Source organism: Binatus sp. (SeqCode), assembly GCF_050013435.1.
Lineage (GTDB): Bacteria > Desulfobacterota > Binatia > Binatales > Binataceae > Binatus.
In genome coordinates, this window is the sequence record NZ_JBEKFG010000094.1 from 1 (window position 1) to 12,199 (window position 12,199).

Annotated in this window: 10 protein-coding genes; 4 read left to right on the forward strand and 6 right to left on the reverse strand. The window is 60.5% G+C overall.

All coding sequences use genetic code 11. The features are described 5' to 3' along the window. Positions 1-294: 294 nt before the first annotated feature. Positions 295-1,557 (reverse strand): phage integrase SAM-like domain-containing protein, encoded by a 1,263-nt coding sequence (locus ABSB13_RS15195; RefSeq protein ID WP_428110054.1) that lies wholly within the window; start codon positions 1,555-1,557, stop codon positions 295-297. Between the two features lie 410 nt (positions 1,558-1,967). On the opposite strand from ABSB13_RS15195, the gene ABSB13_RS15200 reads away from it, so the two are divergent. The 3 genes from ABSB13_RS15200 (at position 1,968) to ABSB13_RS15210 (ending at position 5,854) form a co-directional block, all read left to right on the forward strand. Next, a complete protein-coding gene (locus tag ABSB13_RS15200) occupies positions 1,968-2,426 on the forward strand; it encodes a hypothetical protein (protein WP_428110055.1) in 459 nt (152 codons plus the stop codon). A 70-nt stretch (positions 2,427-2,496) separates the two neighbouring features. Then, complete coding sequence (locus ABSB13_RS15205; RefSeq protein WP_428110056.1) at positions 2,497-4,788, forward strand: fused MFS/spermidine synthase; 2,292 nt, start codon at positions 2,497-2,499, stop codon at positions 4,786-4,788. A 343-nt stretch (positions 4,789-5,131) separates the two neighbouring features. Further along, on the forward strand, positions 5,132-5,854 hold the full coding sequence (locus ABSB13_RS15210) for a hypothetical protein (RefSeq protein WP_428110058.1): 723 nt from the start codon (positions 5,132-5,134) through the stop codon (positions 5,852-5,854). 40 nt (positions 5,855-5,894) lie between these two features. Here the strand turns inward: ABSB13_RS15210 and ABSB13_RS15215 are convergent, their stop codons facing one another. Both ABSB13_RS15215 and ABSB13_RS15220 read right to left on the reverse strand, forming a co-directional pair. Further along, entirely contained in the window at positions 5,895-6,953 is a 1,059-nt protein-coding gene (locus tag ABSB13_RS15215) for an NHL repeat-containing protein (protein ID WP_428110059.1), read from the reverse strand. Beyond that, a complete protein-coding gene (locus ABSB13_RS15220) occupies positions 6,928-7,143 on the reverse strand; it encodes a hypothetical protein (protein ID WP_428110061.1) in 216 nt (71 codons plus the stop codon). Before ABSB13_RS15220 ends, ABSB13_RS15215 begins: the two co-directional genes overlap by 26 nt. A gap of 72 nt (positions 7,144-7,215) precedes the next feature. Here ABSB13_RS15220 and ABSB13_RS15225 point away from each other — a divergent pair, with 72 nt between their 5' ends. Then, complete coding sequence (locus ABSB13_RS15225; RefSeq protein WP_428110062.1) at positions 7,216-9,204, forward strand: ribonuclease catalytic domain-containing protein; 1,989 nt, start codon at positions 7,216-7,218, stop codon at positions 9,202-9,204. Between the two features lie 475 nt (positions 9,205-9,679). Here the strand turns inward: ABSB13_RS15225 and ABSB13_RS15230 are convergent, their stop codons facing one another. The 3 genes from ABSB13_RS15230 to ABSB13_RS15240 all read right to left on the reverse strand — a co-directional run bounded on the left by ABSB13_RS15230 (position 9,680) and on the right by ABSB13_RS15240 (position 12,052). Continuing rightward, the gene (locus ABSB13_RS15230; protein ID WP_428110063.1) at positions 9,680-9,874 is read right to left on the reverse strand and encodes a helix-turn-helix domain-containing protein; all 195 of its coding nucleotides are present in this window, start codon (positions 9,872-9,874) and stop codon (positions 9,680-9,682) included. A gap of 287 nt (positions 9,875-10,161) precedes the next feature. Next, on the reverse strand, positions 10,162-11,010 hold the full coding sequence (locus tag ABSB13_RS15235; protein WP_428110065.1) for an LLM class F420-dependent oxidoreductase: 849 nt from the start codon (positions 11,008-11,010) through the stop codon (positions 10,162-10,164). Between the two features lie 49 nt (positions 11,011-11,059). Continuing rightward, on the reverse strand, positions 11,060-12,052 hold the full coding sequence (locus ABSB13_RS15240) for a BMP family protein (RefSeq protein WP_428110066.1): 993 nt from the start codon (positions 12,050-12,052) through the stop codon (positions 11,060-11,062). Positions 12,053-12,199: the final 147 nt, after the last annotated feature.

A 12,199-nucleotide genomic window follows, 5' to 3' on the forward strand; every position in this document is an offset into this window, starting at 1 on the left:
TTTGAAACGCCGGCGTCAGGTTTGCGGTCTGGACTATCCCTTCACCGTCCCCCGGAAAGGTCCGGGGCTTAGGTGCTGCCCGTCTAGTCTCTACACCTTCCCGGCTGGAATTTTCCGGCCGGGCTTGGCTCGGGATTGCCATTTCAGGTTTCCCCGAATTTGGGCAGTTCTGCATCGCCGGTTTCCCAGGCGAGCACTCAAGTTCCCTTAAGTCCGTTGCGTCTGCCTGTTCCGCCACGCCCGCGTGGCTGGTCATTTAGGGCTTTTTATCACAGCGGGCAGCGGGATGTAACGTCAGTTTGGCGGTGACTTGTCGGGTGGGTTCTTCGTTTTTGGCTTTGGCCGCATGATGTTGATGGCGGCGGCGTCGAGGTTGGTCTTGATGTGCGACGCGTAATATTTTTCGATCATCTCGACGCTGGTGCGGCAGTTTTTGGCGATCTGGTAAATGTCAGCGCCTTCCATCAGGCGCAGACATATATATGTGTGCCGGAGGCTGTAGGCCGTTCGAGGGCGGCCCTCACGGTCGAACCTGAGATTTTCTTCATCGAGGATGGTCTTGAACAACTCGCGTTGCCATTTCGGAAAGATGAGGTCTGTCGGTCCCGGCAGGCGTAATTCTGCGGAGCCGTTGGCCGTGGCGTTTTTTCCGTTGTCGTCCTTGGCAGCGTGGTCGGCGCGCGCCGGACGAAGTCTGGCCTTCAATCTCTCAAAGGGGATGACTGCGCCGGGCATGCTCTTGCAGTAGCCGACGCCGCGTTTTCCGCGTACCTCGATTTCAAGGATGGTTTGGCCGCTGGCGTCGTCTTTGACGATCGTCACGTCCCGGAATTGAAGCCGCCATGCTTCATCGGGCCGCAGGCCGGTGTTGGCCGCGAACAGAACGTAGTCATGCAGTTGTTCCGATTCCCATTTGAAGCGCGGCGCCTTCGGCTCGTGTGCGCGCTTGCGGGTGGCTTCGTAGAGCTTTCTGTATTCTTCGGGGGAGAACCAGGCCCGGTGCGAGATTTTTGGCGATGACCTGTAGGGTTCGGAAAGGTCCGGCAGACGGTCGAGCCATCCTTGGCGGATGGCGGTTTTCAAGGTCTGCCGGAGGGTCACGATTTCCTGATGCGTGGTGTTGTGGGCCGGCGGCTTGCCGCGCTTCGCCGTCGCTTCTTCAAGGCGGTGGATGCGGTATTCCTGGACCTTGCCGGCGGTGATTTCCGAGAGGCCCAAGGGGCCGAAGAACGGCACCAGGTGCACGCGTGACCGCCAGTGCTGGCCGTTCACGTAAACCTTGCTGCGCTCGCCCCGCGTGATGAGGTCGTACTCGCGCAGGAACTGTTCCGAGGCTTCGGCGAAGGTCTTTTCTGTTTTGATTTCGCCGTTGCGCAGCTTGCCGCGAAGCTGGAGATACCAGTCCTCCGCAATCTCCTTGGCTTTGGAGAGGCTCGCTTCCTTCGTGGTGGTGCGGCGGTTTTTACCGCCGAGATAGGTGGCGCATTGCCAGCGGGGGCTGTTCGGCCGTTTGTAAACGTGAACCTTGCCGCCGAGGATTGTGTGGTGTTCGCTCACTGAAAAATGCCGTCCGAACACCCTGAAACATAGCAGAATGTGCAAGCATTGTGCAAGCCGAGCGAGTGGATTTTCCCACCTAAAAGACTTTTATTTTAGGGGATAATTTCTGATTTCTGATTTTGATTTTAGGATTTTAAGTCCTCTGCGTATGCCATTTCGCCACCCCGGCTCGTAAGCGAACAAGATCGTTAAATCATAAACACGCGCGCGCGCGAAGATGGCGCCTCGGTGTGCCCACGCACGCCCTCGTGCCGCGATTCAGAGCGAGCCCGCAATTGTTCTTTCGGTCTGGCGCGCGATCGATATATGCTCGACGCCGCGGCGCGCCGTGCATCCTGGCGGTCGCCGATTGCATCGACGAAGAGGCGGACTCCTTGCCGCAAAGGTTGTTCATTGTCGCGTGTCTATTGGCGCTGATCGCGCCGGGTTGCTCCCTATACCATCACTATGAAGCCTCGCGGCCCGAGGCCGTTCAAAAAACCGAAGCGATGCTGTCCGACGCGGGCTTCACCACGATCAAACTCGACACCTCCGATAAAGTCGGGCTCGTGGAAAATCTTCCGCCGTACGAGATTCGCAGCTATGCGGCCCAATCCGGCAAGGTCTACTGGTACTACGACCCTGACGTCTGCGCCTGCGTGTATGAGGGACACCAAAATGAATTCGACCGCTACCAGATGGCGATGAGACAGGAAAACGATACTGCAGAGTATGCCGCCGAATCGGGGGACCAGGAAGTTGCCCAATTGAACGCTCTAAACGGTGGGTTTTTTCCTCCACCGCTAATCTGGATTGGCGGATTCGCTCCCGGACCTTATATTGGCGGTGGAGGTGGTGGCGGGGGCACCCATCACCACCGTCGCTAGTTGGCCGCATAATTGCTCCATCTGAGATGGGCCCCGGAGGCTTGCGGCCTGCAAGCGACTAAGCCCGTCGATGCTCACTTATGCCATCACAATCTTCACCGGCGCGTTTCTGCTGTTCCAGGTTGAACCACTATTAGCTCGATACATCCTTCCCTGGTTCGGAGGCACATCGGCGGTATGGATCACCTGCATGCTGTTCTTTCAGCTGGTATTAGTCGTCGGGTACGCATATTCGCATCTAATTGCAACTCGCCTGCAGCCGCGGATGCAGGCAATTGTTCACATTGCGATCGTCTGCGCATGCGTCCTGCTGATGGGCACTCTCGCACTCACCTGGCAATCGCCAATCACGCCCGGGCCGAATTGGAAGCCTCCTGATCCCGATCTCCCGATCACAAGAATCTTCATCCTCTTGCTAGTCAGCATCGGACTGCCCTTCTTCATCCTGTCCACTACCGGGCCGCTGCTACAGGCGTGGTTCGCGCGATCGCACCAAGGCGCTTCGCCCTATCGATTGTACGCGCTATCAAACGTCGGCTCGCTAATCGCTCTGGTGACTTATCCTTTCCTGGTTGAACCTGCACTGACTCTTAAAGCGCAGGCGATCGTGTGGTCGCTGCTTTTTGCCGGATTCGCGATCGGCGTTGGACTATGCGCCCGGAGCATCCGCCACGTGGCGCGATCCGATCTTTCGGCAGTTGGCATTGTCGAATCCGAGGACCTGCGCATCACGGGCCCTACTCGATCGACTCGAATTCTTTGGATTGCACTCGCGACGGTCGCATCCGTGATGCTGCTGGCTACGACCAACCAGGTCTGCCAGCAGGTCGCCGCCGTTCCGTTCCTGTGGGTGCTGCCGCTGGCGATCTACCTGCTCTCATTCATCATCTGTTTCGACAATCAACGATGGTACCGCCGCAGCGTCTTTCATCCAGCGTTGGCGGCTGCGGTTTTCCTGGCCCTTGTCGTTCTCTGCAGCCCTAACGCCAGCATCATAGTTCAAATAGTCGCTTACTCGGCGTTGCTATTCACGATCTGCATGGTTTGTCACGGCGAGTTGGTCATGCTGAAGCCGCATCAACGATATCTCACGTCGTTTTACCTGATGGTCGCGATTGGTGGCGCCTTGGGCGGCCTCTTCGTAGTCGTAATTGCACCATCGCTCTTCACCGGCTACTGGGAATTTCATCTCGCAATCTGGACCAGCCTGCTGATGCTCATCATCGTACTGATGCGAGATCCAAACTCGTGGATTCACGAACGCAGGCCGGTGGTCGCGATGGCGTTGCTGGCCGGCGCGATCGTGTTGCCAGAGCTGATCGGCGTAAATTCTCCTGTGGAAGCAATCCGTCGGGCGGCCCCTCATTTGCTGCCGGCGCTCGCCGCGGTGGGTTTAATGTCCGCGGTGGCGTTTCAAAGGCATTCGCAGTTCGCTCGAAGATGGCCTGGTTCAACCGTGCAGGCGTGCGCAATCCTGGGGTTGCTGGTGATAGGCGGCGTGTTGCTGGTGGACGTCGAGGGAAATCGCGCAAACAATCTGATTGCAAGCCGCAATTTTTATGGAACCCTCGCCGTTTACTCAGTAGATAGTCGGAATCCCGAAGGCCATTACTATATGTTGCGGCACGGCCAAATCATACATGGCGAGCAGTATTCGGCGGCGGATGAGAGACGCCAACCCACTACCTATTACGGTCCGGACAGCGGCATTGGATTGATCATGCTCAATCATCCGCGTCGACTCGCGCGGGTTCCTCGCGATCGCTCGCTGCGGGTGGGCGCGATCGGCCTCGGCGTCGGAACGATCGCCGCATATGGGATGCCCGGAGACTACATTCGCTTCTACGAGATCAACCCGGCCGTCACGAAGATCGCGGCGAATGAGAATGGATACTTCACATATCTGCGGGATTCGCGCGCGAGAATCGAGATCGTGCCGGGCGATGCACGGCTTTCGATGGAGCGCGAGCTAGCTAATGGGAACCCACAGCGATTCGACGTACTTGTACTCGATGCGTTCGCAGGGGACGCAATACCAGTACATCTACTGACTATTGAAGCGATCGAGATCTTCTTGCGTGAATTGAACCCTGACGGAGTCCTCGCTATCCATGTCACGAACCGGTACCTCGACCTTCAGCCGGTGATTCGGGAAATAGCCGATCACTTTGGCCTGGAGTCGGGACAAGTGCATCAATCCGGGGGCCCGCTGGTTAAACCCAGCGACTGGATAGTTCTCGCGCGCAATGATTCAGTGCTGGGCCGAGCCGGGTTTACGAGCAGGCTCAAGCCCCTGGACTCGCGCCGCCAAGTGCGGCTCTGGACCGACGATTACAGCAATCTGTTTCAGATCTTGAAGTGATCCATTTTCGGGCGCGAGGCAATGCCCGACCGGCATTTCTTTAGCGCGGATTTACAAGAGCGCCGGCGGTTGACCGCTTCGCGTTTCAGTCAAACACTTTCTTGACGGCGGCGGCTGCCGATGCGGCGCGGGCCCCCACCCCCACCACCGTCGCTAGTTGGCCGCTACCTCAGCGAAAAGGACATTTTGGGGCAAGCCCGCGGCGCCTACGAACCGTCAATAGCGGGCGTGTTCGTCGAAACCTCCGGCCATGCGCTGCGTCTATATATGCGAGGCGGGCGGGTATGGACTTGCGTCGTGGCAGAGATTGAAATGAGACTCTGAAATATCATTCGCGATGCTTATGAAGAATCGAACCGCGTCCGGGATGAATCGAAGCTTTGCCATCGGACTCCGAGCCGGCGCAATCGCGGCGGCGGTCGCAATTTCCGGATGCGCCGTTGCGCCGCCGCCCATCGCGCATACCCCCAACGTCGTGGCGACTCCGCAACAAGGCCAGCTGGCCGTAAGCGTCGCAGCCGCGCCTACCGTCGGCGAGGTGACGCCCGTCTACGTGTCGATCGCCAACGGCACCGATGCGCCGCGCGCGGTCGTGCCAAGCCAGGTGTTCGCGCTCAACGGCGCCGGCGAACGAGTCGCTCCTCTCCCACCGGGTGAGGCGGCCCGACAGGCCGGCAGTGCCAAGGAGCTGGAAGGGGCAATAAAAAGCGCCGCCGTCAGCGGCATCGGGGGCGCCGCAGTGGGCGCTGCCGCGGGAGCAGTCGCCGGCGCTGCTGGTTCATCGGGCGGCTGGGGCTTCGGATCTCCGGGCGCTGGCGCGCTAATCGGCAGTGCGCTCGGCGGTGGAATGGGCATTATCCGCGGTGCCGAAAAAGGTCAAACGAGAGCCGACCAGCAGGCCAATCAGCAGATCGAGGCGGTCTCGCTCAAACCCGAGGAAGTCCGCAAGAACTTCACAGTGAGCGGCTACGTTTTCTTTCCCAAGGGACAATACAACGAGGTCGAGATGCTACTGGTCGATCGCGAGACCGGCGACACCGAAGTCGTCCGCGAACCCTGGCGCTGATCGGCCAAGTTTATTCGGTTGCTATACTCGAGTACTCGCCCTACAGCAGCGACGAGATAATCACGATTGCGCCCTGTCCTTTCCCCTTCTCGGTAGGATCGCAAATCACCGCCTTGTTGCCGATGAACTTCATGTCCGTCGGATCCATCAGACCCGAGGCGAAGCCCCGAGCGATCCCTTTCTCCACTCGATAGACGCTGCCGTCCCGTTCGTAGTTGTTCTCGGAACCAAATTTGCCGGTGTCCGCGACCATAAACTCGTCACCGTATGACCCGAAGCTTGACGGCGCCCACGCGAAGCCCGACGGACGGATGAATCCGACCAGGTAAACTTCATCTTTCAGCTTGCCGTCGGGGCCGACCATGCTGATGCGGCCGACCTTCGACACTCCAGCCCCAATCGCGCGCATCCCGACCAGCATCGAGTTAGCCGCCTTGGAATCCGACGCGCGTGGAAACGTTATCGTGGTCAGCTCGAATGCTACCGGTTTGTTGTACGTTCCGAATACGCTCGCCTTGCCCGACGAGTCGATCGAATAGATTGATGCGTTGCCGCTGGTCGCCGCGTAGAGCTTGCCTGCGAATGGTGTCCCCGCCGCGCCAAATTCCAGATCGCGGCATTCGGTCGGAGCCGCGCCCGCGTCGGGCAGTTTGGCGAACGTGCTGACCGCGCCGGACTTGTCGATTCGTTCGACCTCGCACGGCGCCTTGATATCACCGGCGGTGTTGAGCACGAAAACATTGCCCTCGTATGAGCCGAATCCCGCCGGACCGATCGCGACTCCGGCCGGGTTCTTGATCTTCGACTTGGCCGCCAGCGGCGTCACCTTGCCGCCGAACGTGACCGAGAAGACTCCCCCCGCCTGGTCGGACACCACAATGGCGCCGTGGTTATCCTGCAGGAAGTACGGTGCGACGAGGCCGGGCGCCTTCAGCGCGTTGATCTCGAATGGTACTTCCACGTCCAGACCCTTGCCCGCCGCGCTCGCGATCGAGTTGGTCACGCTCGGCAACGCGGCGATCGTCAGGGCGGCGACACTGAACGCGATGGCGGAGACTGAAAAAGCTGAGAAGCTATTTTTTCTTTTCGAGAAGTTCATCAAGCGCCTCGTTGACAACGTATTTTTCGTTTGGATCCCGGTCATCCAGTTCTGACTTGCGACGCGAGACCCACTCTGCCAGCCCGATGGTCGCGGCTTCGCCGGGATTCGAAATCCCCATCGCCTCCGCGACCCGCATGAGCTGCCCAAACAGCTCGTCGGGCACGTCGATCTGAATTCTCTTGCTCACGCCGTTTGCCCGATCCATTTTCCGGCGATTGTTCGCTCTTCCATATAGTCTTACGCCGCGGGGGTCGTCAAAATGAATTTTGACGTGTCATCGCCGATCAAATACGCCGGCACTATTGTCGAGTACCTCGACCAGGGGCGGCTCAGGGCTGCCCTGGTCACGCGGGAACAGGAACGCCATCTGGCCGTGGTCGATTCCGCCGGACACGAGCGTCTGGTTCCGCGCGATCTGGTCCTGATGCGCCATCCGGATCGACGCGCCGATCGCGAAGACGTCGCCGAGGCCCTCGCCGACCTGGAGCGCGAGCGCGCCGAACTGGCCGCCGAACTCGATCTCCAGTTGCTGTGGGAAGTCGCCCAGGAGCAGGGCCGCAGCTTTTCCGCCGCGGAACTTGCCGAGTTGTTCTTCGGCCGGCGATCGAATGCCGCCGCCTCCGTGATGCTCGAGGCGCTGCTGGGCGATCGCATCTACTTCGTCCGCCGCCACATGGATTTTGTGCCGCGCACGCCCGATCAGGTCGAACGGCTGCGGATACAGAACGATCGGATTCGGGCGCGCAGCGACGACTATCGTAAATTCCAGAAGCAGCTTCGCGATGTCCTCAACGGGGCCGAGATGCCGCCTGCCGCCGAAGCTGCCGCGATCATCGAAGAGCTCTCGCGCTATCTCAAGAACCCGTTCACGCGCAGCCGCGATATGACCCAGATGCTCGCGCAGGCAGCGCCCGAGGTCGATCCCGCCGAAGCGGCTTTCGAAATTTTGGAGCGGCTCGGGGCGCGCCCGCGCGTGCCGCGTTTCGCGTTCATCGCCGGGCTCAAGGACGAATTCAGCGACGCCGTCATGAAGGAGGCGGCCGAGGCGGTGCCTGGCCCACGCGCGATTTCCAACGGCGGATACGCCGTCACCGTGGATGACGACGACACCGTCGAGGTTGACGACGCTCTCAGTTGCGAGGCGCTCGCCGACGGCGGCATGCGGGTGCGCGTGCATATATCGCTGGTTGCCGATTTCGTCATCAAGGGCGGCGCGATGGACCAGGAGGCGGCCTCACGCGCAACCACGGTTTATCTGCCTGAAACAACCATCAGGATGCTTCCCGATCCGATTTCATGCCGCGCCGCGAGCTTGATCGCCGGCGAAGATCGCCCCGTGCTGACCACCGACGTGCGGTTGTCCGCTGACGGCGCGCTGGTCGAAACCTCGATCTATCCCGCGCGAATTCCAATCATGCGCCGACTCGACTACGACCAGGTCGATCGCATTCTCGAGTCGGGGGCCTGCGCCGACGACGCCGCCGCTACCGTCTCCCGCCTGCACGCCGCCGCTATCCAGCTTCGTCAGCGGCGCCGCACCGCCGGTGCAGTCCTCGTGCAGCGGCGCGAGGCCAAGGTCCGCGTGCACGGCGACGACGTGGAAATCAGCGTGCTCGATAACGCGTCGCCGGGTCGCACGCTGGTGGCGGAGTTCATGGTGCTGAGCAATTTCGTCGCCGCTCGCTACGCCGCCGAGAACCGGATTCCGATCATTTACCGTGTGCAGCCGCAACTTGGCGGCGATCTGGCGTCGCAGCGCCCGCGCCTGTCGCTGCACCCGGAATACCACGCCGGAATCGGACTCGACTTTTACGCGCAGTTGAGCTCACCGATCCGCCGTTACGCCGATCTGGTCATGCAGCGGCAACTGTTGGGTGCGCTTAAGAATCGCGACAACCAGACGCCGATTTACACCGTCGATGAATTACTTACCGTGCTCGCCGGCGCCGAGAATGCGGAAGCTTCCGGGCGCGAGCTCGAACGCCGCGCCAAGCGTTACTGGATTCTCCGCTACCTCGAGCGTCACGCCCTTGACGGGCCAATCCTTGCGTACGTCGCACGCGAAGGCCAAAGCGCGGAACTCGCTGATTTCGCCGTGCGCGGAACCTTGCACGGCGCGCCCAGCTTGCCCAATCAGATGCCGATAATGGTGCAAGTGAGCCGCGTCGATCCGCTGCGCGGATGGCTCGCGTTCGATTTCGTCGGTCCCGCCGATGAGGCTTCGACAGGCGCGATCAGAGCCGTCTGATCAGCCGCTGTTCTGATCAGCCCCTCAAACCCAACCGCCTCTCGAAGCTAATCGTCCCACACTTAGCAGCCCCCTTTCGTGACGCGCGATTTGCGGCTGCGAAGAGCCGATCAAATCAGCCTCGCCCCAGGCCGTCCCGCGCGAGTGCCGCGAGCATCCGCGCTGTGCCCATCATTCGTTGCGATATACCACGGCGCGCTCTGATGGACGCGAACAGCGCTCGCCGCATGTACGACCTTGGCCCTGGCGTGAGCGCTGAGCACCGACTGGACCGCCAACGCCACGCCCATGATCAATCCGGCTAAAATAGTCACACGCATATTTGTTCCTGTCGAAATTGTCTCTGATCGGTCGGCCATCGCCGCGACCGCCGTGATTAGCCACGCCGGGCGCCCTCTCGGGCGCCCCTGTGCGTGACTCCCCTCTTTCCCCCCCCTGACTCCCCACCTTTCTTTGCTGAACGCCCCGGACAGTCCTACATCGGGCTGACCGCATCCTGATCCAGCCGCCAGCGATCGATCGATTCGATATTGAAGCGCCAGTCGCTGCCGACCTTGAACGCCGGCAGCCGTCCGCGCTTGAGCTGCCGATATATTGTCGACGGATGAACCTTCAGATAGTCCGAGAGTTCCTTAACCGTCAGTACGTGGCTGCTATCGTTTTTCAACATCTGTGAGTTCCCCTTTTCAGATTCGCTTGATTGATTCGTTACCCAAGCCGCTCATGAAGAGGGTTAACGCAACATGCGTGCCGCAGTGATGCGGACGGAAATGTCAGCCGAATAAAGCGACCTGCGGCCACGATTGACCGCCGCAGGCGGTAGGATTTTGCCGCTTCGGCAGAAAAATGCCGGTCCTGCCGGCAACTCGACCCGTCAATGCCCGCCGTCGCGCTATTGAGACACCCGTCGTCCTATTTTGACCGACTCGAATCAGATCTTGACTGCGGGTTCACTCCTCACACCTTGCCGATCAAGTCGCGCCCGGTCGCGCGAACGCCTTCGAGCAGCGCCGCTTGGTCCGCGCCGCGCTGCAGCAAAATAAGCCGGCTCACGCCCAGGTCGGCGAAGCGCTTGGCGGTGTCGCGATCGAGCTTGACTCGTGGACTCGGAGTGACGCTTATCTCCAGCTCCTCGAACCGACGTCGAGCCGCCTTGCATGCCGCCCGCAACCCCTCGACGCACTTCGCCGTCGCCTCCAGGTCCAGGGCAAACCCGTACCATCCCTTGGCCAGCCGCGCCGCGCGACTGAAGGCTTCCTTGCTGTGCCCGCCGAAGACGATCTCGGGATGCGGCTGCTGCACCGGCCGCGGCATCGCATTGACGCCCTTGAACTTGATCCACTTGCCGCTGAACTCCGGCTTGGGCATCGACCACAGCGCGATCATCGCCGCCAGCCACTCTTCGGCACGCGCACCCTTGTGATCGAACGGCGCGCCAATCGCCTCGAACTCGGGCTTCAGATATCCAACGCCGATACCGAAGATCAGCCGGCCGTTTGACAGCACGTCGGTCGAGGCGAGCTCTTTGGCAAGCACCACAGGATTTCGCTGCGGCAATATGATGATGCCAGTGCCGAGGCGAAGCTTCGTTGTGTGCGCCGCGATGAAGGCCAGTGCGACCGCAGGGTCGAGCATCGGGTAGTCCGCCGCCACCGGCGAGGGCGGCGCCTGCGGGTCGGGCAGGATCACATGCTCGCCCGTCCACACGCTTTCAAAACCCGCGTCTTCGGCCGCGCGCGAGACTGCGGCGGCACACTTGGGTAACGCACAAGCTCCGCTGTTGATTCCGAACAGTCCGAATTTCATGAATTTAACCTCTGGCGCCAGCGGCGCTGAATTGTGCACTTGTGGGATGTCATGGCGGGCCGGGGTTGAGCGTTGGCGGGAGCACCAGCCGGCCGGCCGCCAGCTCCTGCTCGACTTTGCGCGCGCGTTGGAGCGCGGCCGCGGGAATCCGCGACTCGAGCCTGGGGTTGAACACCACGCGCACCATCCCGTCCTGCATTCCAAATTCCAGCATCCCCGGATGAAAGCGCTTGTCTTTGACCTCGGTTGCGATTTTCAGGAAAGCCAGCGGAGTCGAAGTCACGGCGCTGGCCAGGACGACGTCCGGGGCGACGCCGTTTTGGTTGTTAAATACACCAAAGGCGAAGACATGCGCTTGTGCGGCCGCAAGAAAGACGCCGAGGCCGGCCGCGTCAGCATTGTGAATCAGCACGTCCGCGCCCTGGCTGATTTGCGCCAGCGCCGCTTCCTTGGCCGCACCGACGTCGTCGAAATTGCCGGTATAGCTGATCAGAATTCGACCTTTGGGCTGCACTGAAAGAAAGCCCCGCTTGAAACCCTCGAAGAACAATCGTATCGGCGGCAGTTCTATTCCACCGACGGCGCCTACGACTCCGGTCTTCGAGAGAGCACCTGCCAGCACGCCTTCCACATAGGTTGCCTGATCGACATTGAAGGTTATCGACGCGACATTTGCCGACGACTCACTTCCCGAACTGACCACAAAGCAGGTATTTGGAAAACTTCGCGCTACCTCGATGGCGCTATCGGTGTACTCGAAGCCGTGAGCGAAGATGAGGTCGAATCCGCGCGAGGCAAAATCGCGGAAAGCGTCCTCGAAGTCGGCGGGCGACTTGGTCTGCACCAGGGCGGTGTCGGCGCCGAGCTTGGTCTTGATGAGCTCGAGTCCTTCATACGCAGCCGCATTCCAGCCCGCGTCGCTAACCGGTCCGGGCGTGAGCAGCGCGACTCGAAATTCAGAATTGGGCTTTGCATTCGGCGCCGGATGAGAGGTGCAGGCTCCCAGCACAGCTATCTGCAGGAGCACGAGAGCTATCGCCATAACTTTCCGCTTGAGATAAGTGCGGAGGTCTGCTGAATCCATCTCTAAGACACCCCTAGGGAACCTCTGCACAAGTCGATCGATATAGGTAGATCGATATAGGTAGAATGAAGTTGATCGATGGATGGGTGCGGAGGTGGAGTGATG

What these genes read in the sequence shown, in the direction of transcription:
- ABSB13_RS15205 (WP_428110056.1), top strand. Translation starts at nt 2,497, where the DNA reads ATGCTCACTTATGCCATCACAATCTTCACCGGCGCGTTTCTGCTGTTC.
- ABSB13_RS15210 (WP_428110058.1), top strand. Translation starts at nt 5,132, where the DNA reads ATGAAGAATCGAACCGCGTCCGGGATGAATCGAAGCTTTGCCATCGGA.
- ABSB13_RS15215 (WP_428110059.1), bottom strand. Translation starts at nt 6,953, where the DNA reads ATGAACTTCTCGAAAAGAAAAAATAGCTTCTCAGCTTTTTCAGTCTCC.
- ABSB13_RS15225 (WP_428110062.1), top strand. Translation starts at nt 7,216, where the DNA reads ATGAATTTTGACGTGTCATCGCCGATCAAATACGCCGGCACTATTGTC.
- ABSB13_RS15230 (WP_428110063.1), bottom strand. Translation starts at nt 9,874, where the DNA reads ATGTTGAAAAACGATAGCAGCCACGTACTGACGGTTAAGGAACTCTCG.
- ABSB13_RS15235 (WP_428110065.1), bottom strand. Translation starts at nt 11,010, where the DNA reads ATGAAATTCGGACTGTTCGGAATCAACAGCGGAGCTTGTGCGTTACCC.
- ABSB13_RS15240 (WP_428110066.1), bottom strand. Translation starts at nt 12,052, where the DNA reads ATGGCGATAGCTCTCGTGCTCCTGCAGATAGCTGTGCTGGGAGCCTGC.